Annotated in this window: 16 protein-coding genes and 2 tRNA genes; 2 read left to right on the top strand and 16 right to left on the bottom strand. The window is 42.5% G+C overall.

Translation table 11 applies throughout. The features are described from left to right. Position 1: 1 nt before the first annotated feature. A complete protein-coding gene (locus AYJ08_RS04685) occupies positions 2-691 on the bottom strand; it encodes a helix-turn-helix transcriptional regulator (protein ID WP_064016783.1) in 690 nt (229 codons plus the stop codon). Positions 692-967: 276 nt separating this feature from the next. Between AYJ08_RS04685 and AYJ08_RS04680 the strand changes: the two genes are divergently transcribed. Both AYJ08_RS04680 and AYJ08_RS04675 read left to right on the top strand, forming a co-directional pair. After that, a complete protein-coding gene (locus AYJ08_RS04680) occupies positions 968-1993 on the top strand; it encodes an ABC transporter substrate-binding protein (RefSeq protein WP_064016782.1) in 1026 nt (341 codons plus the stop codon). Positions 1994-2126: 133 nt separating this feature from the next. Next, complete coding sequence (locus AYJ08_RS04675; RefSeq protein ID WP_064016781.1) at positions 2127-3779, top strand: ABC transporter substrate-binding protein; 1653 nt, start codon at positions 2127-2129, stop codon at positions 3777-3779. A gap of 189 nt (positions 3780-3968) precedes the next feature. Here AYJ08_RS04675 and AYJ08_RS04670 read toward each other — a convergent pair whose 3' ends face one another. The 15 genes from AYJ08_RS04670 to AYJ08_RS04605 form a co-directional block, all read right to left on the bottom strand. Continuing rightward, entirely contained in the window at positions 3969-5018 is a 1050-nt protein-coding gene (locus AYJ08_RS04670) for an NAD(P)/FAD-dependent oxidoreductase (RefSeq protein ID WP_064016780.1), read from the bottom strand. 83 nt (positions 5019-5101) lie between these two features. Continuing rightward, entirely contained in the window at positions 5102-6817 is a 1716-nt protein-coding gene (locus AYJ08_RS04665) for an ABC transporter ATP-binding protein (RefSeq protein ID WP_064016807.1), read from the bottom strand. A 57-nt stretch (positions 6818-6874) separates the two neighbouring features. After that, on the bottom strand, positions 6875-7909 hold the full coding sequence (locus AYJ08_RS04660) for a FecCD family ABC transporter permease (protein WP_064016779.1): 1035 nt from the start codon (positions 7907-7909) through the stop codon (positions 6875-6877). 3 nt (positions 7910-7912) lie between these two features. After that, complete coding sequence (locus AYJ08_RS04655; RefSeq protein ID WP_064016806.1) at positions 7913-8968, bottom strand: FecCD family ABC transporter permease; 1056 nt, start codon at positions 8966-8968, stop codon at positions 7913-7915. 323 nt (positions 8969-9291) lie between these two features. Next, positions 9292-9633: a DUF779 domain-containing protein gene (locus tag AYJ08_RS04650; RefSeq protein ID WP_064016778.1), complete on the bottom strand. Its 342-nt coding sequence runs from the start codon at positions 9631-9633 to the stop codon at positions 9292-9294. A gap of 48 nt (positions 9634-9681) precedes the next feature. Beyond that, on the bottom strand, positions 9682-11202 hold the full coding sequence (gene adh, locus AYJ08_RS04645) for an aldehyde dehydrogenase (RefSeq protein ID WP_064016777.1): 1521 nt from the start codon (positions 11200-11202) through the stop codon (positions 9682-9684). Positions 11203-11381: 179 nt separating this feature from the next. After that, positions 11382-12074: a 4'-phosphopantetheinyl transferase family protein gene (locus AYJ08_RS04640; RefSeq protein WP_064016776.1), complete on the bottom strand. Its 693-nt coding sequence runs from the start codon at positions 12072-12074 to the stop codon at positions 11382-11384. Then, the gene (locus tag AYJ08_RS04635) at positions 12071-12946 is read right to left on the bottom strand and encodes an SWIM zinc finger family protein (RefSeq protein ID WP_064016775.1); all 876 of its coding nucleotides are present in this window, start codon (positions 12944-12946) and stop codon (positions 12071-12073) included. Before AYJ08_RS04635 ends, AYJ08_RS04640 begins: the two co-directional genes overlap by 4 nt. Then, complete coding sequence (locus tag AYJ08_RS04630) at positions 12943-16032, bottom strand: DEAD/DEAH box helicase (RefSeq protein ID WP_064016774.1); 3090 nt, start codon at positions 16030-16032, stop codon at positions 12943-12945. Before AYJ08_RS04630 ends, AYJ08_RS04635 begins: the two co-directional genes overlap by 4 nt. A 63-nt stretch (positions 16033-16095) precedes the next feature. Continuing rightward, the gene (locus AYJ08_RS04625; RefSeq protein WP_064016773.1) at positions 16096-17715 is read right to left on the bottom strand and encodes an ABC-F family ATP-binding cassette domain-containing protein; all 1620 of its coding nucleotides are present in this window, start codon (positions 17713-17715) and stop codon (positions 16096-16098) included. 263 nt (positions 17716-17978) lie between these two features. Beyond that, positions 17979-19658 carry a b(o/a)3-type cytochrome-c oxidase subunit 1 gene (locus AYJ08_RS04620; RefSeq protein WP_064016772.1) on the bottom strand — a complete coding sequence of 560 codons (1680 nt, stop codon included), beginning with the start codon at positions 19656-19658 and terminating at the stop codon, positions 17979-17981. A gap of 25 nt (positions 19659-19683) precedes the next feature. Beyond that, entirely contained in the window at positions 19684-20151 is a 468-nt protein-coding gene (locus tag AYJ08_RS04615) for a cytochrome c oxidase subunit II (RefSeq protein WP_003336039.1), read from the bottom strand. 35 nt (positions 20152-20186) lie between these two features. Continuing rightward, positions 20187-20348 carry a cytochrome c oxidase subunit 2A gene (locus AYJ08_RS23350; protein WP_119912705.1) on the bottom strand — a complete coding sequence of 54 codons (162 nt, stop codon included), beginning with the start codon at positions 20346-20348 and terminating at the stop codon, positions 20187-20189. Between the two features lie 373 nt (positions 20349-20721). Beyond that, a tRNA-Leu gene (locus AYJ08_RS04610) sits at positions 20722-20801 on the bottom strand. Between the two features lie 11 nt (positions 20802-20812). Further along, positions 20813-20887, bottom strand: a tRNA-Gln gene (locus tag AYJ08_RS04605). Positions 20888-20907: the final 20 nt, after the last annotated feature.

Raw genomic sequence — 20907 nt, 5'->3', positions numbered from 1 at the left:
GTTAAAATAAATCCTTCTCTTCTTCCTTGATTTTTTGCAAGTACCGGTAAATAGTTGGTTCTGAGGATTTTAATTGCTTGGAAATCGCATGTACCCCGCCTTTTAACTGAAAAGCACCCTGATGGTACAATTTTTTCACAATCTCCATTTTCTCCTGCACCGTCATCCGCTCCGGTGGTGTTGGCAGATCCATCATCGTATGGTGGATCATGCTAGCAAGTACATCCTCCGCCTGACCATGCAGGTGCTCCGGCAGGTGTTCTACATCTCTGCGTCCTGTATGCCCTACCTCTTGCGGATGCTCCCCGATGTGTAAAAAGCTATCGATCCACTCTTTTGCTTTTTCAAAATGTTCCACATCCGAATTGACACACAGCACACCGATTAGCTCATTTGCTTGATTCTTAATAAAATAGCTCCATGAGCGAAAAACCTTCCCATTTTTACCGTATGCCTTATAGTTTGCAATAAATTCCTTTTTTAAATAGGTCTTATCCTGTAGTACCTGTAGCACCAGATTCGTCGGTGCGTCTCCTACTTTTCTTCCACTAATATGCCCATTCTCAATCGCGATAATAGAGGTTTCCTGCTGAGACAAGTCATGTAAAACTACCTCTGAATGCTTGCCAAGAATGGAGGCGATAAAGGAGACAAGTGGAACATACATCTGTAGAACTGCTGTATTCTGCATGCTGTATTTCTCCGTTTTCCATCATTGTTAGCGTTAAAAAAGATAATAAGATTTTATCATCGCAATAATATTTTTTCTACATATTTTGATCCTCAAAACTGTTTGAAGATGCTGTAAATACACTCCTCCCCTTCTCACTTTTGCACAAAATAAAATAGGCATCTTAGGTTTGTCCATTGAGTTACTATAAATCATCCTTTATTATTCTTTTAGTAGATGATAATGATAATCATTACTTTCGAAATAACATGTAAGTATGCTGGAGGAACGTATATCATGATTCAAGTCCGAAAAAATATCGTAAATTTTTGTATGATTGCAATGATTGGAGCTGTTGCAGCGGGGTGTGGCGGCCCTTCGGAAGCGCAAAAAAGCAGTACAGAGCTACATTCGAAGCAAATCAATCAAACAAATACACCACCTACCTCTTCTGATATTACGAAGCAGGATACGAGAGGCACAACTGTTTCTACTCGAAAATTTACAGATTATAAGGGGCATTCTGTGGATATTCCTGTTGAACCACAACGCGTTATTTATCATGGAGAAACATTGAGTGATTTATTGGCCCTACAGATGAATGCTGTTGGTACATCCTCCAAATTCTTTTCAGACACAGTTTATGAAGATAAAGTCAAACAACATACTGTAGATGTCGGATTTCCGATCAATCTTGAAAAAGCGTTGGGTCTTGAACCAGACTTAATTATTCTCGCGAGTACAGACGAGAAGGAATACGCACAGCTTTCTAAAATCGCGCCTACAGTTATGTTCGATACCTTTGCACCGTTAGACGAGCGTATCACTTTATTAGGCAGTATCGTTGGGAAAGAGCAGCAAGCAAAAGAATGGCTGGCTGATTACCATGCCAAAGCTGATAAAATGTGGGATGAGCTGCACAAAAATGGGTTAGGAAATGACGAGACTGCTTCTGTGTTCACCTATTATCCCGGCAATCGGTTATTTGTTATGGCAAGTACAGGGCTTTCACAGGTGCTATACCAGCCAAATGGCTTTAAACCAACCGCACCAATTCAAGAAATTTTGAACAATAATACTGGATTTAAAGAAATTTCTATGGAGCTTCTGCCGAAATATGCCGGTGATCGGATTTTTATCCTCACTCCTATCGCTGATGAAGCAAAAAGATCTACAGATGATTTACTACAATCAGCAATGTGGAAGGAGCTACCTGCCGTAAAACAGGGGCATGTCTATTCCCTTGACATCGTGAAATCTGGTAGTGATGCTTTAACAAGAGAATGGCTGGTAGAAAAATTACCTAAGCTACTAAAAAAATAAGGTGGTTCTCCCTTAAAAAATATGTGAATAAAATACATGAAGAAGCTTTTCAAATATTATTGAAAAGCTTCTTTTCTTTTTATACAATGAAACACAACTGATAATAATTCTCATCGTTGAGGAGGAGAACTGAATGACTCAGCTTACATCTACTTGTGTTCCACTCCGTTCCTTGCTTTTTCATCTCTCAGCTATTGAGATGATTAGTAAGCCAGTAGGATGGAAGTCCGAAATGGAAACCTCTGATTATCATACCCTTTTCATTTTTAGTAAGGGAAAGGGCACTATACATATCGGCACGGACGTCCTTCAATTATTGCCTGAAAAATGCTATTCCCTTCCCCCAGGGAGTAAGGTTCAGATTGAAAATGGATACGATAGTGAAATTCAATTCTATCAGATTACGTTTACCGTAATTCAAATAGGTGAATCCCAGCATACCTCTTATTCTGGCAACATTCTGCCTGACAAACAGGAAATAGCGGTATACCCATTCTCACGTTTACATCGTCTCGCCGAAGCGTTATATGCGGGAAACGGCCATTCTTCCGAGCTTGAATGGTTTAAACAGCATCTTTATTTTCAGGACTTGCTAGGCTTTCTGTTTGAACATACTCTTCATTATAATCAGTCGTTTCATTCCACTCTCTCGGTAGAAAACACGATTCATTATATGAAACAAAACTATATGTACAACATTACAGTTAAACAGCTTGCCCAGCTAGCTAATGTAGCTCCCTGGAAATACACAACGATCTTTCAGGAATTAATGGGGAAGAAACCGCTAGACTTTTTAACCGAGCTACGCATTAACCATTCGAAGGAATTATTAATCCATTCCAACAGCCCCCTGCGTGATATTGCTTCCCAAGTCGGTTTTTCAGATGAGTATTATTTCAACCGCCGCTTTCGTCAAATGACGGGGATTGCTCCGAAGCAGTATGCTCTGATGATGCGGCGTGGGAAGGCTATTAAGGACTGGACAGGTCATGAGGTTAAAATTCCCCCGCATCCAAAACGCATCATTTATCATGGCGAAACATATGGGGATTTGCTAGCTTTAGGCGTGAAGGCTGTCGGTGGAGGTTATGTTTTAGTGGATCACCCCATCTATAAAGATCGGGGAATTGAAGTACAAGATATCGGCTTGCCTATTAATCCTGAAAAAACGATGGCTCTCAAGCCGGATTTGATTATTTTCGCTAATGCTGACGAAAATGAATATAAAAAAATTTCACGGATTGCCCCTACGGTTACCTTTAATTCGTTTGCGCCGCTTGCTGAACGTATTCAAACCCTCGGCAACATTTTAGATAAGAAAAAAGAGGCACAAAAATGGTTAGACTGGTATGATACAAAAGCTACTAGCATGTGGCAGCAGCTACGTTCAAAAATAACCCCCGGAGAAACCGCCTCCGTCTTTCTCTATGAACATGGCAAGCATTTGTATGTCATGGGGACTACGGGTCTTTCATCAGCACTTTATCATCCGCTAGGCTTTCAACCAGTACCCAAAATACAAGAAATTCTGGATTCAGGTTCAGGTTTTAAGGAAATCTCGGAGAAAGACTTGCCACAATATGCTGGTGATCGGATTTTCATGCTTTTATCCACTAATTTGGAGTCTAAACAAGCTACCGATACATTAATGGACACCTCTTTATGGAAAAGCCTCCCGGCAGTTCGCAATGGATACGTATATCTGGCAGAAGCAGAGAGATGGAATTATGCAGATGCCATGACAAGAGAGTGGTTGCTTGAAACTCTCCCCCAGCTCATGGTCTAGTTAGCTCTAGTCTTTTAGCCGTATCATCAAAAATACGAATTGGACCTTATTGCTTACCAGTACTTTTTTGTCGATACATCAAAAAGCAGACAGACACTCCCTATTGGTGTCTATCTGCTTTCTTTTTAAAAGATGATTCAAATGTTTTCCTGTATAACTATCCTCCAAGCATAGCTGAAAATTCAATTATCATACGTTGCGATAATCATCATCATCCAGTCCCAGTTGCTTGTTCTTTTCTTTAAAGCGAATATTGTGCGAAGAGACGTATGCCACTTTTGGTGCCTCTGGGTCTATATACAGCTTCGCACTGTTCAAAGCAAGTGCTCCGTCCGTAAATGCCCCGGCAATTAGCCGAACTTTACTATCATAATTGACGAAATCACCAGCCGCAAAAATACCAGGTATATTGGTTTCCAGCTTTCCATTCACAACCGCCAGCTCATCTTTCATTTCTAGTCCCCATTCAACTAGTGGTCCATAATCACATTTTAGTCCATGATTGACGATCACAGCATCCACCTTGATACGCTCGGTCTCTTCTGTTTCCATATGGGTAATCGTTACCTGCTCTATGCTCTGTCCATTGCTATGAAGCTGTGTTAGTGCATAAGGTGTCCGGATATCGACAGAAGATTCTCTCATAATTGAAACGTTTTTTTCATGTCCTCCAAATTGATCACGTCTGTGGACAATCGTTACTTTTTCAGCAATTGGTTCCAATTCGTTCGCCCAGTCTACGGCAGAGTTACCGCCACCCGAAATAAGCACTCGCTTGCCTCGGAACACCTCTAATTCTTGAACGGTATAATGTAGGTTTGTGACCTCGTAACGGTCGGCTCCCTCAATCTCTAGCTTTTGCATGGTCAATATACCGTACCCAATTGCTAGAATAATGGTTCGCGTATGGTGCTTCTCGCCAGTTGCAGCCCTAAGAATAAACGTTCCGTCTTCTTGTCGAGAAAGCCCTGTAATTTGTTGGCCTAGTACGATTGTTGGGTCGAATGTTCTAGCCTGCTGTTCCAATTGTCCGATTAATTTTTCACACAGAATCGGGGTCACACCACCAACATCCCAGATCATTTTCTCTGGATAAATGAGCATCCGTCCCCCAAGCTCTGGCTTTGCCTCGATCAATTTTGTTTTTAGATCACGCATACCACTGTAAAAAGCGGTATACATCCCAGCCGGGCCACCTCCAATAATCGTTACATCATATAGCTCTAACTGTTCAGTCATATCCCTATCTCCAACCTTCTAGTCATTTTCGTCCTACACATAAATCGGGTAGCAAACAGATGTAGAAGCAAATCATAGAATCATTACGTACCAAACTGTGCTTCATGCAGTCTACTGTATATGCCTCCAACAGATAGCAGCTGTTGATGACTTCCCTGCTCGATAATTCCCTGATCCGCTACTACCACGATTCGATCAGCATTTTTAATCGTTGCTAAACGATGAGCAATCACTAGCGTAGTTCTTCCTACTGACAGCTCGGTCAACGCCTGCTGAATAGCAACCTCCGTCTCCGTATCCAATGCAGAGGTGGCTTCGTCAAGAATTAGAATTGGTGGATTTTTTATAAAAATCCGGGCTATGGAGAGCCTTTGCTTCTGTCCTCCTGAAAGCTTAACACCCCTCTCCCCAATGACCGTATCCAATCCATCTGGTTGAGCCAGAATAAATTCATCGAGCCTTGCTCTTATAACTGCCTCCCATATCTCTTCCTCTGTGGCATGCAGCTTTCCGTATAGGATATTTTCACGAATGGTCCCCGAAAATAGGAATACGTCCTGCTGTACAATCCCAATTTGTCTGCGTAAGGATTCTTGCTTAAGGTCGCGAATGTCCACGTTGTCAATCATAATTCTTCCAGCTTGTACTTCATAAAATCGCGGGAGTAAGCTGCACAAGGTTGTTTTCCCCGCCCCAGATGGCCCCACAAAGGCCACTGTTTCTCCCTTGTTAATGGTTAACTGAACGTTATTTAGTACCTTCGTTTGATTCTCATACCCAAACGAAACATTTTCAAAACGGATTGCCTCTCTAAATGCTCTCATTACAACTGCATGCGGTGCATCCATGATGTCGGGTTCCGTATCTAGCAATTCAACGTAACGTTTGAATCCGGCAAATCCTTGCGGGTAGCTCTCAATAATCGAGTTAATTTTCTCAATTGGTCGGAAAAAGACATTGGTTAAGAGCAAAAAGCCGATAAATTCACCGTATGTAAGTTCATGATTAATGACGTACCAGGTACCGCATACCATCACAAAAACCGTTACAAATCGCATCATCATATAACTAACCGATCCATTTTTAGCAATAAGCTTATAAGAGATTAGCTTCGTTAAACGAAATCTACTATTATTTACGGCAAACTTCTTTTTCTCATGCTCCTCATTTGAAAAAGCTTTCACAACACGAATGCCACCAACATTGTCCTCTACTCGCGCATTAAAATCTCCAATATCAGTAAACAATTGGTGAATGGCTTCGGTCATTTTTTTGTTAAAGTAAACAACAAACCAAATAATGATCGGAATGACCACAAAGGTAAACACAGCGAGTTTCCAATGGATAAATAGCATTAAAGTAAAGGAACCTGTCAAGGTCATCAGCGCTATGAACAAATCTTCTGGGCCATGATGGGCCATCTCGCCAATTTGATTCATGTCGTTGGTTAATCTCGACATCAGATGGCCTGTTTTGTTGTTATCAAAAAAACGAAATGACAGCTTCTGTATATGATCGAATAGTTTCTTACGCATATCGGTCTCAATGTTGATACCCAGCATATGTCCCCAATAGTTGACAATATAGAGTAAAAAAGTATTCAAGGCATAAATGCCTAGCAAACCAAGCGATGCCCATAAAATAATATCCCATTTCCCGCCTGGCAACAGATCGTCAACAAAATAATTAACTGCAAGTGGGAAACAAAGCTCTAATAGACCTGCAAAAACCGCGCAGCCAAAGTCCAGCATAAACAATTTCTTATAAGGAACATAATAGGCAAAGAAACGTTTTATCATATTTTTCAATAAAGCCCCCTTCTTTGTCTTCATCACCAAAGTATTTAGATCGTCATGCTATGCTTTCGATCGCGCTAACAGATAGAGAAAATAAGGAGCTCCAATAACAGCAACCACAATTCCAGTCGGTATTTCTGATGGCTGTAGCATCCATCTTCCAATCGTATCTGCCGTGATGACAAGCAATGCTCCAGCTAGAGCTGCCGCGGGAATCAATATCTGATGTCGCGGACCAACCAATCTCCGTGCCAGATGCGGACCGATTAGCCCTACAAAGCCAATTCCCCCACTTACTGCGACACAAGAACCAGCAAGTCCGACTGCCGCAGCTATCAACGCTAGCTGTTCCCTTGATACAGACACGCCAAGTCCGACAGCAGCTTGCTCACCAAGGGTTAGTACGTTCATGACTCGTGCCTTATAGTACACGTATGGTAGTAATAGTAAAATCCACGGGAGTAAAGACAACACAAACTTCCAGTCAGTTCCCCATATACTCCCAGCTAACCAGGTTGCTACAAACTGATATTTCTCCGGGCTGATTTTTAGTGTCAAAACGATCATGGCAGCACTTATCCCTGCAGCAACCGCAATTCCACTAAGTAACAGTCTCGTGGTTGAAAGTCCCTCATATCGCTTGTAGGCAAGTGAGTAGATAAGCGCCGCAGTCAAGCCTGCACCAATCAAAGCTAGAACAGGTAATAAAAAGATCGGCGCAGCTGCTGTTGTTGGGTAAAAAGAAATAAATAGCATTACCATCAAACCTGCACCCGCATTTATACCGAGAATACCAGGATCAGCCAATGCATTACGAGAGATTCCCTGCATCACACAGCCTGACACGGCTAAGCCTGCACCAATCAAGAGTGAAATCACGATACGTGGAAGGCGAAATTCAAACAGGATTAGGTTCTGCTTATCTGTACCTGCTCCAAACAGCGTCTGTAATAGCTCCAGTGGAGACAATCGGATAAATCCCGTATTCATACTGAAAATAAAGGCAATGGCAATCAAAATGCATAAGATAGCGATCACCGTGAACCCACGTTTTGATTTAAGCCGTTCTGTTTTCGTAGCTGTTACACTTTGCATAGCTTACAGCTCCCTCCTTTCTTTACGTGCCAGATAGAGAAAGAACGGAACACCTATCAGGGCGATCAAGGCACCAAGCGGTGTCTCAAAGGGAGGGTTAATCATTCTAGCAGCTAAATCAGCGAAAACCACTAGCAAACTTCCAAGTATAGCTGAGCATGGAATGATGTAGCGATAATCGACACCCACTATATAACGGGTTACATGAGGGATAATAAGCCCTACAAAACCTACCGCGCCGACGATCGACACCGCAGCACCTGCTAGAATCAACACAAGTAGAGTCCCCATCAGCTTTACCAAGAGGGTTTTCTGACCAAGTCCTCTTGCAACATCCTCCCCTAGACTAAGCATGGTAATGGAACGCGATAAAGCAATCGCACCTATAATAGAAACAGCAATCCAAGGAAACATAATCTGAAGCTGTATCCACTTCGTCCCTGCCACGCCCCCAGCATACCAAAATGCTAAGTCCTGACCGATGCGAAAATATAGAGCAATCCCTTCGCTAAGTGCTGATAATAAAGCACTTAATGCTGCACCCGCTAACACAAGACGAACTGGTGTTAATCCCCCTTTAGCCAGCGAGCCAATCCCGTATACCATTCCAGCTCCTAAGCCTGCACCAAGAAACGACCACATGATCAAATACATAAATGGCAGACCTGGAAAGAAGGCAAAACAAAGTGCCAGAGCAAAACCAGCTCCAGCATTAATCCCTAACAAGCCAGAATCTGCTAATGGATTACGGGTCATACCTTGCATAATTGCTCCTGCAACAGCAAAACAAGCCCCAACCATAGCTCCTCCAAGTACCCGTGGTAAGCGAAGCTCCTGGATGATCTGATGCTGGGTAATTTCTGGATTAAAGGAAAAAATAGATTCCCAGACAACGAAAAAATGAATGTCGGCTGCTCCAAAGGAAACGGATAAAATAATTGCTAACACTAGCAAGCTCAAACCACCGATTATGATCAATGTAACTGCCCAAGGACGAGAGCTCACATTGATGCGATGGAGGTCTGTAACTGCTTTACTTACATTGGCCTTTTGACTCATTCGTGCCACCTTTTCATCAATGTAATATGTAATTGGTTCTGATATGTACAAATGCATGACCAAATGGCTTCTTCCACGTGATCATGTGAAGAAATCCCTCCTGATCTTACAATTTAATGAAAGTGATTCTCATTTTCACTTTTATGATTATAGTCCACTAGATTCCTTCATGACAATGGACAAACTGAAGGATTTTTTTGTACAAAAAGAATCATTTGAGATCTCATTCCAACAAAAAAAGACTCGATCGTTCATACGATCAAGCCTTTTACTATCTATATCCTACTTACTGATCATTAGCAACTCTCTTTGCATAACAAATTCTATTCTTCTGTAAACAATCTAGAGCGCGTTAAAAATCTAACACCCTCTGGTCCCTCCAACGAAAACATTCCTCCGCGTCCAGGAACCACATCAATAATCAGTTGGGTGTGCTTCCAATATTCATACTGGGCTTCACTCATATAAAAAGGCGTATTTCCAATCTCTCCAAGCAGGACATCATGATCGCCGATTAATAGTTCCCCCGCAGGATAGCACATCGGAGAACTACCATCGCAGCAGCCCCCAGATTGATGAAACAAGAGGGGACCATATTTGGCTGTAAGCTTTTCGATTAAAGCAAGCGCAGCATCTGTTGCCAACACCTTTTTCTGCATTCCCATGATATCCCCTCATCTCATGTTGTTTGGCTATTATGTTACAATGCTTGTTTAAAAGAACCCGAGTGCTTGGTCACTGTAGCTTACTAGGATGTTTTTAGTTTGCTGATAATGTGCCAGCATCATTTTATGGTTTTCACGTCCAATTCCAGATACTTTATACCCACCAAAGGCCGCATGTGCTGGATAAGCATGATAGCAATTCGTCCACACACGTCCCGCTTCAATAGAACGTCCAAAGCGGTATGCTTGGTTGATATCCCGTGTCCATACACCTGCCCCGAGTCCGTATAAAGTGTCATTTGCAATCGACAATGCTTCCTCAGGATCGGAGAATGTCGTCACGCTCACTACCGGGCCAAAAATCTCTTCTTGGAAGATTCTCATTCGATTGTGTCCTTTAAACACAGTCGGCTTAACATAATATCCTCCTTTCAATTCTCCTCCCAGCAGATTTCGTTCTCCACCGATTAGGCACTCTGCCCCTTCAGCTTTTCCTATTTCTAAATAGGACAGAATTTTTTCTATTTGCTCAGAGGAGGCCTGAGCACCAATCATCGTTTCTGTGTCCAATGGATTTCCTTGTTTGATGGAAGCCACCCGTGCAAGTGCTTTCTCCATAAATTGATCATAGATCGATTCCTGAATAAGCGCACGGGATGGGCATGTGCAAACCTCTCCTTGATTGAGCGCAAACAAGACAAATCCTTCAATCGCCTTGTTTAAAAACGCATCATCCTTCGCGCATACGTCTGCAAAGAATATATTTGGCGATTTACCACCTAACTCCAATGTCACAGGAATGATATTTTGTGAAGCATATTGCATGATCAGTCTTCCTGTAGTCGTTTCACCTGTAAACGCAATCTTAGCGATACGATTACTAGAGGCGAGCGGTTTGCCTGCTTCTAACCCAAAACCATTGACCACATTAACTACCCCTGGAGGTAATAAATCACCGATTAATTCCATGAGCACTAGAATTGAGGCCGGTGTTTGCTCGGCTGGCTTGAGCACCACGCAATTACCGGCTGCGAGTGCCGGCGCTAGCTTCCATGTAGCCATTAACAACGGGAAGTTCCAAGGTATAATTTGCCCAACTACACCAAGTGGCTCATGAAAATGATAGGCAACAGTGTCATGGTCAATTTGACTGATTGAGCTTTCCTGCGAGCGTAAACAACCTGCAAAATAACGGAAATGATCAACTGCAAGTGGAATATCTGCTGCTAGCGTTTCTCTCACAGGTTTTCCATTTTCCCATGTCTCAGCTACCGCAAGCATCTCTAGGTTAGCCTCTATTCGATCAGCTATCTTATTTAAAATGGTTGCGCGTTCTGCTGGAGAAGTACGGCCCCACGCTTCCTTCGCCGCATGAGCTGCATCAAGTGCAAGCTCAATATCTTCAGCACTCGATCTGGCTATTTCACAAAAGACTTTACCTGTAATGGGAGTAACATTTTCAAAATATTCTCCCTGAATAGGTGCTACCCATTTACCACCTATATAATTATCATATCTACTTTTAAACTCTACCTTGGCTCCTGATTGATTCGGATTTGCATAAATCATGGGAAAACCTCCTTCATATCCTACAAATAGGGTTGATAGTTTTACCTTATGCTCAATATCTATAAATATTATCGTAATTTTCGAAACTTTGTAAACAAAAATAGAGAGTTTGAGACTTTATTCGACAAAAAAGGGTTATCCCATAAGCATGTGATAACCCTTTCCTCTTGGTTTTCCATTTATGCTTGTAAGAGCATGCTGGTCAACTCTTCTATTTCTACAATTGTAATTTCCTTACAAAATTGATCCTGCTTTGTACATACGGCTACTTTATACATCTCATCAACGTGATAGGCGCTACAATGATAACCAGTCGGTATGTTATCAGCGTATACCGTCGCTCTGTCTAAAGACTCCTGCTGGATCGTAAAAGAATCAAGCGGCAGTGAAAGTCCCTTCCCCACGGCTTTTATATAGCTTTCTTTATACGCCCAATAACGAAAAAAACCTTCTACTTGGTTCGCTTCAGGAAGCTGGAACAAATTCTGACGCTCTTGTTCAGAAAAAAATCGGTCAGCAATTTGTAGATTAATGGGTTTGATTTGTTGAACATCAATGCCAATTGGACTGGCACTAAAAGCAGCAACTACCCAACTAGCTGAATGCGACACATTAAATTCGCACGCACCTTCTCCCGTAACAAAGGGCTTCCCATATGGATTGGTCTCATAGCGAATCTCTTTTGGCAAAATCCCCATTCGTTGAGCCAATTGCATCCGTACCAGCACCTCCCCAAGCAAGGAGCGCCATTTATCCTCCGTCTTAAGGTAACGATTTACTTTTTCCTGACGGTCCAACGGGAGCAGAGAAAGCAACTCCCGATACACCGCCTCTGAAAACGTATCGGGTACTTTTATCCCAAACACTTTCATGGCAACGTAGCTATCTCCTCTCCAGCCTTCTTACTCACAACCCGATACACTTCTTGTAGGGCTCCAATCATCATGGCTTCTTTGCGGACGGCAAATGCAGGCGGTCCCCAGATTAGAAGCAATTGCTCAGGTAGTATATTTTCTTGCGTAAAAGAAATAATCATTGCAGAAAAATGAGGGGCTGTCTGAAAAAAGGTGCCGTGGTCAACCGCTCTGCGTAAAAACACCGCACCCACTTCCTCGTCTATACCTGTATGTAGCAATTCAGACGGATTGGTCGGCTCTGGTAGGCTCGTAATTTCCTGTTGTCCCATTCCCTCTTTGGTATAGGCTTTACTGTGTGGCAACCACTGCTCCCGAAATCCACCTATAATATCAGAACGCTGTAGCCCAAGAAAAGCTAAAAATACAAATGGGTCCTCTTCCGCTTCAGCGAGCAGTTGATAATACAGAGCATATACATGTTTGCAATAACCAGCCACATCTGGACAACTACAGTGAGCATTCCATTCCTCTAGTGAGTCTGGAAGAAGCTCTATTTTTTGATCGGCAAAATGAGCAGCCAGTTCTTCAGAAAATGTCCCGCCTAATAGCTGAGCTGTAAAAAGAGGCGACTGTCCGATGATGTGCAATGCTTTGTCACGCCCTACATGCACCGGTTTTTTGGGACTAAGTGAGACCGTGTAGTACACCTGATTTGCCCCTGTCACCTTTGCATTTATACCAGCATCATCGGCTTTCCACTCTAATACTCCACCTTCTTTGGCTTTCGTACGTCCACGCTGATTTCGCTGTGCCCCGCCTGCTTTTCGAATCAATTCCTTCAAGCGGGCGATCCACTCAATCTGTACGTTCGATTTTTGCGGCTTCACAACAAATCATCCTCCTCTTGGCAGATCAAATCCTCACGTAGCTCAAATAAGGAGTGTAGTTCATTTGCGGATAACTCGGTAATCCACTGTTCACCAGAGTGGATCACCTGCTCTGCCAATTCCCGCTTTGATTCCATTAACTGATCAATGCGCTCCTCTAGCGTTCCCTGACAAATTAATCGGTGGACATGTACATTTTTCTTTTGCCCAATGCGATATGCCCGATCGGTTGCCTGGTTTTCGACAGCAGGATTCCACCACCGATCAAAATGAATCACATGATTTGCTCTAGTTAGGTTAAGACCGACACCGCCAGCTTTTAATGACAAAATAAAGATTCGCGGTCCCATACCAGACTGAAAGCGATCAATCATATCATCACGCTCTTGTTTACTGATCCCCCCATGTAAGAAGAGAACCTCCTCTTGTAAAACCTCACGAAAATGCTTTGCAAGCATGCTCCCCATGTCTACATATTGCGTAAACAGCAACACGGCCTCCTGCTGTTCCATTATATCGTGAACAAGTTCGGTTACCCGCCGTACCTTACCAGAACGACGCTCTAAATGATCGGCAGACTGGTGTAAATAGAGGGCTGGATGGTCACAGATTTGTTTAAGATGAGTTAACGTAGCAAGAACATATCCACGACGTTGCATTCCTTCTACCGAATTGATTTTTTGCATCATATGATTAACGGCTGCTTGATACAAGCTAGCCTGTTCCTCTGAGAGTGTGCAATACGTTTTGCTTTCAATTTTTTCTGGTAAATCCACAATAATGGTAGGGTCTGTTTTCAACCGCCGCAAAATAAAGGGCTTTACTAATTTTCGCAGAGATTCCATACGCTCCTGCTCGCGATACCTTTCAATAGGTAACGTAAATTGTGTACGAAATTGCGTTAAAGTGCCTAAATAACCCGGATTTAAAAACTGGAAGATCGACCAAAGCTCACTTAGCCGATTTTCAATTGGTGTACCCGTCATCGCGATTCGATGCTGAGCATGTATTTTCATGGCGCTTCTCGCCTGTTTACTTTTACTGTTTTTGATATTCTGAGCCTCATCTAACACCAAATAAGACCATTTGATTTCCATTAAATCAGCTAAATCACGGTTGACTAAGGAATAAGATGTAATCACAACATCATGTTCAGCGACTTTTGCTTGCAGTTCATTTTGGTGCAAGCGTTCTGGTCCATGGTGCGTATACACCCGTAGTGTTGGGGCAAATCTCTCTATCTCTTTACTCCAATTATTCATCAATGAGGTCGGGCACACGATTATAGCCGGTGCAGATAGCTTCTCCGCCATTAAAACTGTAATCATCTGAATGGTTTTTCCTAGCCCCATATCATCTGCCAAACAGACGCCAAAGCCTAATTTGGACATGAGCTGAAGCCAAGCATACCCACGTTTTTGATAAGGACGCAATACTCCTTGCAGTCCCTTTGGGGTGTCAATATGATCTAAATTCTGTTCTAGTCGTCCATGTAATAAGTCATCAAGAGCTGTAGGAAGTTCGAAATCAACTACAGGAAGATCTTGCCATTCATCGCTTGCTTCCAGCTCAGCCATTAAGTAAAGCATATCATGCAGCGTGATTTCATCTTGCTCAGCCTGTTTTAAATATTGCAGCATCCGTTTAACCGATTCCTGATTAACCTCAGTCCACTCCCCGCGTAATTGGATAAAAGGGAGCTTTGAATCTGCAATTTTTTCCAGTTCAGCCAAGCTGATTTCCTGGTCACCTAAAGCTGCTTTCGCATCAAAACGAACGATTTCATGTAAGCCTAAACGATGAATAACAGCAGAAGAATCCGCTGCATAGAGTGAGTGATCCTGCATAACTCTAAGCTTTAAGCCTAGCCGTTTGCGTCCACGCTTTACCCACCAAGAAGGTAATTGAACACCAACTCCTTCTGCCTGCAACCGTGGAGCTATCTCTTGTAAAAAATGAAAGGCCTCTTGCACAGGAAGCTGTATTTGCTCCACCAATGCTTGGCGAAGCGTTTCTTCTAACGCTGGCATTTGTATCGACGCGCATCCCAATTGCTCCAGCAAGAATTCTTGAGCCCTACCCAGATCCTTTCCAAAAAAGGCTGTAGCCTCACCAGACCCTAACCAGATATCCTTAGCTGAAATAAGCCGAGAGGGTTCTGTGACAGGTTGTAGATACACATGCAATGTAAAAATAGACTCTTCTGCTTCTACTTCGATCTGTTGAGGTGGTTCCAGACGTAAGTATAGGCGCATTGCATACTGTCCCACACAATCCCGCTTGTTACGTCCTTCTCCTTTTGTCCACAAATCTACTTGCTGTTTAAAGCTTTGCAGCTCTTTCGTTGTACCCTCAATAGGCTCCGTTATCCGAGTTAGTAATCCCCGTAGCCATTGCAAGGAGAAATCTCCCTTCCCCTTGCTGAGCTGTTGTCGTAGCTCTTCGCTTTCCATATCCAGCCAGTCATGTATCGTAGTTTGTATTGCATTTTGTAAAAAATCAGCCTGAATGGTGTGCGGATCTGTCATAATGTCGCTTCCACCTGTCTTCTGTGGGTCATACGCTCGACAGATGGCTGGCATAGCAAGCGCCAAGGTGTGCGAAAATGTGCGCACTTCTTCCTTGGTCAAATCTACATCCCAAATAGCGTCTGCCTCTGCATAGCCATACCGTTTTCCTTTACGTACCTTAACACCCGGTTGAATATTTGCATGCCATAGCATTTGCAGGGCAAATTGAGCTACCTTTTGGTAGTAATGCAAGCTATCACCTAGCAAAAAACCACTATGCTGCAGCATTGCTTCGTCTGTTTGCCACAGGAGTGGTAAAGCTTCCTTCATAGCTATACTTAGTCCATTAATCTGTTGTACCATCAATTTTGGCTTATTGGACGGGTAATACTCCCCTTGATCAAACCAATATGGAACTTGAAAGGTACGGATGCCCACTTTTCCAGACTTCATCAATTTCATCTGTTGTTCGGTCGACAATTGTTCCATCCAATTACTGACGGGTACAATCTCGCCGCCGCGCAAACAGAAAAGAAAAAAAGCATCTGGTAACCAGATACCGTGCAACGTCGTCATTGATGCCCTCCAGCTTTTAGTAAAAGGGTTAACCTTGATTGGTTAACCCTCTTTTCTTTTTCATTACTCGCTGTACAATTTTTCGCGAAGCTGTTTGATCTCTTCGCTTTCCAGATATTCATCGTATGTCATCATTTTATCAATGATACCATTTGGAGTAATCTCTATGATCCGGTTGGCAATGGTTTGAACAAACTGATGGTCATGAGAAACAAACAGCATCGTGCCATCATATTCCATTAAACCATTATTTAATGCTGTAATAGATTCCAAATCCAAGTGGTTAGTAGGCTCATCTAACAGGATAACATTTCCGCCCACCATCATCATTTTGGACAGCATGCAGCGTACTTTCTCTCCACCGGACAAAACATTGGCTTTTTTCAGTGCTTCTTCGCCAGAGAACAGCATTCTGCCTAAGAAGCCGCGCAAGAATGTCTCGTCTTGATTTTTCGAGTATTGACGCAACCAATCAACCAAGGATAAATCGCATCCATCAAAGTAGTCAGAGTTATCCTTCGGGAAATATGCCTGAGTGGTTGTAACACCCCAAGAGAATGTTCCACTGTCCGCTTCCATTTCACCCATTAAAATTTGGAACAGGGCTGTTTTTACGTGACCATTTGGGCCCACTAGTGCTATCTTATCACCTTTATTAATAATGAGGTGAAGATTTTCGAATAGCTTTTCACCTTCAAGGGTTTTGGATAAGCCTTCAATTTCCAAGATATTTTTACCTGCTTCTCGCTCCGGCTTGAAGTTAATAAATGGATAACGACGGCTGGAAGGCTTGATATCATCCAACGAAATTTTATCCAACATCTTCTTACGGGAGGTTGCTTGTTTTGACTTAGAAGCATTGGCGCTAAAGCGTGCAATAAAGCTTTCCAATTCTTTAATTTTTTCTTCTTTTTTCTTATTTTGCTCTCTCATTAACTTAAGAGCTAGCTGGCTGGATTCATACCAGAAATCGTAGTTCCCCACATACATTTGAATCTTGCCAAAGTCAATATCAGCAATATGCGTACATACTTGGTTTAAGAAGTGACGGTCATGGGATACAACAATAACAGTATTTTCATAGTTAGCCAAGAAGTTTTCTAGCCAACGAATAGATTCGATGTCCAAGTGGTTGGTAGGCTCATCGAGTAGTAGGATGTCTGGGTTACCAAACAAAGCTTGTGCCAGCAAGACACGCACTTTCAGGTTTCCGTCTAGCTCTAGCATTTTCTTATCATGGAATTCAGCAGGAATTCCCAGACCAATTAATAGAGCAGCCGCATCAGATTCTGCTTGCCAACCATTCAAGTCTTCGAATTCTCCTTCCAATTCAGACGCACGAATGCCGTCTGCTTCAGAGAAATCTTCCTTCATGTACAGAGCGTTTTTCTCTTCCATGATATCAAACAGTCTTCTATGACCCATCATTACCGTTTTCAGGACTTCGCATTCATCGAACTCATAATGATTTTGTTTTAAAACGGCAAGACGTTCTCCAGGAGTTAAAATAACCTCTCCATTGTTTGGTTCAATTTCGCCGGATAAAATCTTCAGAAATGTAGACTTACCAGCTCCATTTGCCCCAATTAATCCATAGCAGTTACCAGGTGTGAACTTGATATTTACATCTTCAAACAAAGCGCGTTTCCCATATCGCAGGGTAACACCATTTGTACTTATCATTCAATCTCATCCTTTAATATGCATTTTCTTCTTCAAACGTATATTTTACTACATTTACAAGTAAAAATTAACCCCTTGTATTTATTAACACCTTCCACAGCAAATTATAGCTTGTGATCCTTGCTTTTTTACAGCCCAAAACTCTCCATGCTCCCGGTCAAACTGATTTTATACACAGCCTTTTTCATTTTCTCATAATAAAAAACCATCTACACGCATACTCCTTTTTAGAAAAGGAAGCATACCGCAGATGGTTTTTATTTTTACCACGTGATAAATGGTTTTGATCCAGGTGGTGCATGATCAATCAATTGGTAGATCGGATAGGCATAAGCCACGATAATCAAAAATACGGCGATACCGAGCCATAAAGACCAGCGCTCTAAAATTTTTGGGGTACGTTCCACTGCTTCTTGGGATTCAGCAATTGGATAATCCTCCTCGCCTTTTGGTGCCTTAAAGATGAGATAGAATAAGATTCCTACCATCAGTATCCCCGCAAAGAATAGGATAGCACCGCCAAAGCCCATTAACTGTTGGGGAGGTATCCAGCTTAGAGCCTCCGCATTGTCAAAGTAAGTAGTGTAATCCGTACGACGCGGCACACCCTGCAACCCAAGATAATGCATCGCACCTGACATGAGTAACATCCCAACCGACCACATGACTGCTTGCAAAATTCCTACACGATGCAAGGCAGGGGTCATTTTGCGACCTGTTAAATTTGGCAATAACCAATACGTAATACCAAAGAAAGTGAGCGCAATGCTAGTTCCGACCGTTAAATGGAAGTGACCTGTAACCCAGATTGTATTATGCACCACTGCGTTCATCTGGTTACTCGCATTAATAATTCCTCCTGCTCCTGCTGGAACGAAAGCAAGCATACCCAGCATGGGGGCAAAGAAACGCGCATCCTTCCAAGGCAATTTCGAAAACCAGCCAAACAAGCCCTTTGCACCCTTTTTACGTCCCGATGTTTCAAATACGGCAAATAGCGAGAATGCCGTCATAAGCGATGGGAATACTACGGTTAAAGTCAAAATTACATGTAGCATTTTCCATTTATCTGAAATGCCTGGCTCCATTAACTGGTGATGAAAGCCTACAGGAATGGAGAATAGAATAAGCAGAATAAAAGATAAACGTGCGAGTGAATCACTAAATACTTTCCCACCGATTATTTTTGGAATATTAACATACCAGCAGACATAAGCAGGCATCAACCAGAAATAGACAAGTGGGTGACCGAAATACCAAAAGAGCGTACGGCTTAGCAGGACATTCACTTCAGGTACCCAGCCAAGAGACCATGGAATGAGCTGTAACAAGACCTCTGCTGCTACCCCTAATGTTGCAATCTGCCATAAAATCATGGTAGAAACAGCCATGAATTGAAATAGGGGAGATGTTTTTCCCTTATTTATTTTTCTCCAATGAATGTAATTCGCAAAAATCGAATATCCGCCCATCCAGCTGCCTACGACTAGTAAGGCTGCCCCAATATAGAACAGTGGAGACGCTTTCATTGGTGCATAGAATGTATACAGAACCGAGGCTTCATTTGATAGAATCGCTACTGTTGCCATCGCTGTACCCACCGTCATGAGAATCCAACCAATCCAACCCAGCTTCAAAGCTACAGGGGTCAGCTTTCCCTCTGATGTGCGAGCACAGCCTGAGATGAAAAATCCTATAATAAAGAATGTTGTAAAAACTAGACCCAATAATACCCCGTGGGCTGTTAAAACCTGATAATAGCCTAACCAAGATGGCAAGCTTATAACCCCACCCCGTACCAGACCTTGAAGCAAGCCGCACAAAATGGCGATAGCAAAACCAATGTATGCCACATAAATATGCGCCAACGAAAGTTTTGCAGCCGCGGCATCTACTTTTACCACCGGTTGTGTTTTATGATATTCCTTTAATTGCGCTACCATACTTTATCGTCACTACCTTTCCGAATCACTTCACAACAATTGTAGCTGCCATTAACTGGTGACCAGCGCCACAATATTCATTACAGAGAATTAAGTACGTTCCTGGCTTGTCAAATGTGTGAGTGACTTCGCTGATGTGACCAGGTAACACCATGATGTTTACATTTGTTTTTGGTATCTCGAAGCCGTGTACCACGTCTTTACTCGTTACAACAAATTTAACCTTAGCACCGACTGGAACTTCAATTTGATTAGGTTGGAAAGTAAAAATAAATGATGTCATGACAAGATCGTATTCATTATCACCAGTTTTATGAAGTCCTAGATTATCAAAAGGGGCAGTTTCATCTACCTTTTTTGGGTCTATCATTTTCATATGGCTTGGCGGCATCATCCCCATTGCATAGGCATTGACAGACAAGACGATCAAAAACAGCACAAGCGTCGCGCCCCCAACCATCAGCCAAATTTTTTCAAAGCGGTGTAAATGCATAAAATACCCTCCCGTTCATTCCCTCTCTATACCAGCTACGCCCTGCTTAGAAAAACCCCAAATACAGCAAACCAAGTCACTGCGATAAACAGACCTACTAGAAAGACCGAAGCTAGCGTTCCTTTTAAATTTAGTTCGCCTTCCTGATGCTTCTCGTTCTCTGCCTTTTGATTCGGTTGAGTTTGAGAGCTGTTCATCCGATGACCTCCTCTCTTTTTCTTCCTTGTCATCCAGTTTTTTCCCAAAAAGGAATTTGCATTGTTTACGATTTGATTAAACCATTCCCACATTTGTAAAGGGTGTGAGATTCATCACTTTTAGCCCTTTAGAGCTATCCAGTTTTCGCCATTGTCAAGGTTTTGACAAAATTCTATTTATTTAAAAATCATCTTAGAAAAAAGAGACTTTTTGTGAGAAAAATGATTACTTTTTATTTTCATAATTTTACATTTCATTTCTCATTTATTAGCTTTTATATATTCTCTTGTAGTCCAAGATTAGAAAATGATAATAGACAACGAAAAAAGCGGAATCTACGCATCTAACGTAAATTCCGCTTTTTTATTGTAGTGCCGGTAGAGGGACTTGAACCCCCACGGTTTCCCTCACGATTTTGAGTCGCGCGCGTCTGCCAATTCCGCCATACCGGCAAATATAAAGTTGGCTGGGGTACCAGGATTTGAACCTGGGAATGACGGAGTCAAAGTCCGTTGCCTTACCGCTTGGCTATACCCCAAAATGGTGGGGAGAGACGGA

Origin of the sequence: Brevibacillus sp. SKDU10 (assembly GCF_001645205.1) — a bacterium.
Lineage (GTDB): Bacteria > Bacillota > Bacilli > Brevibacillales > Brevibacillaceae > Brevibacillus_B > Brevibacillus_B halotolerans.
Note: the sequence above shows the minus strand (reverse complement) of the source record. Positions and strands in the feature narration are given on the sequence as shown.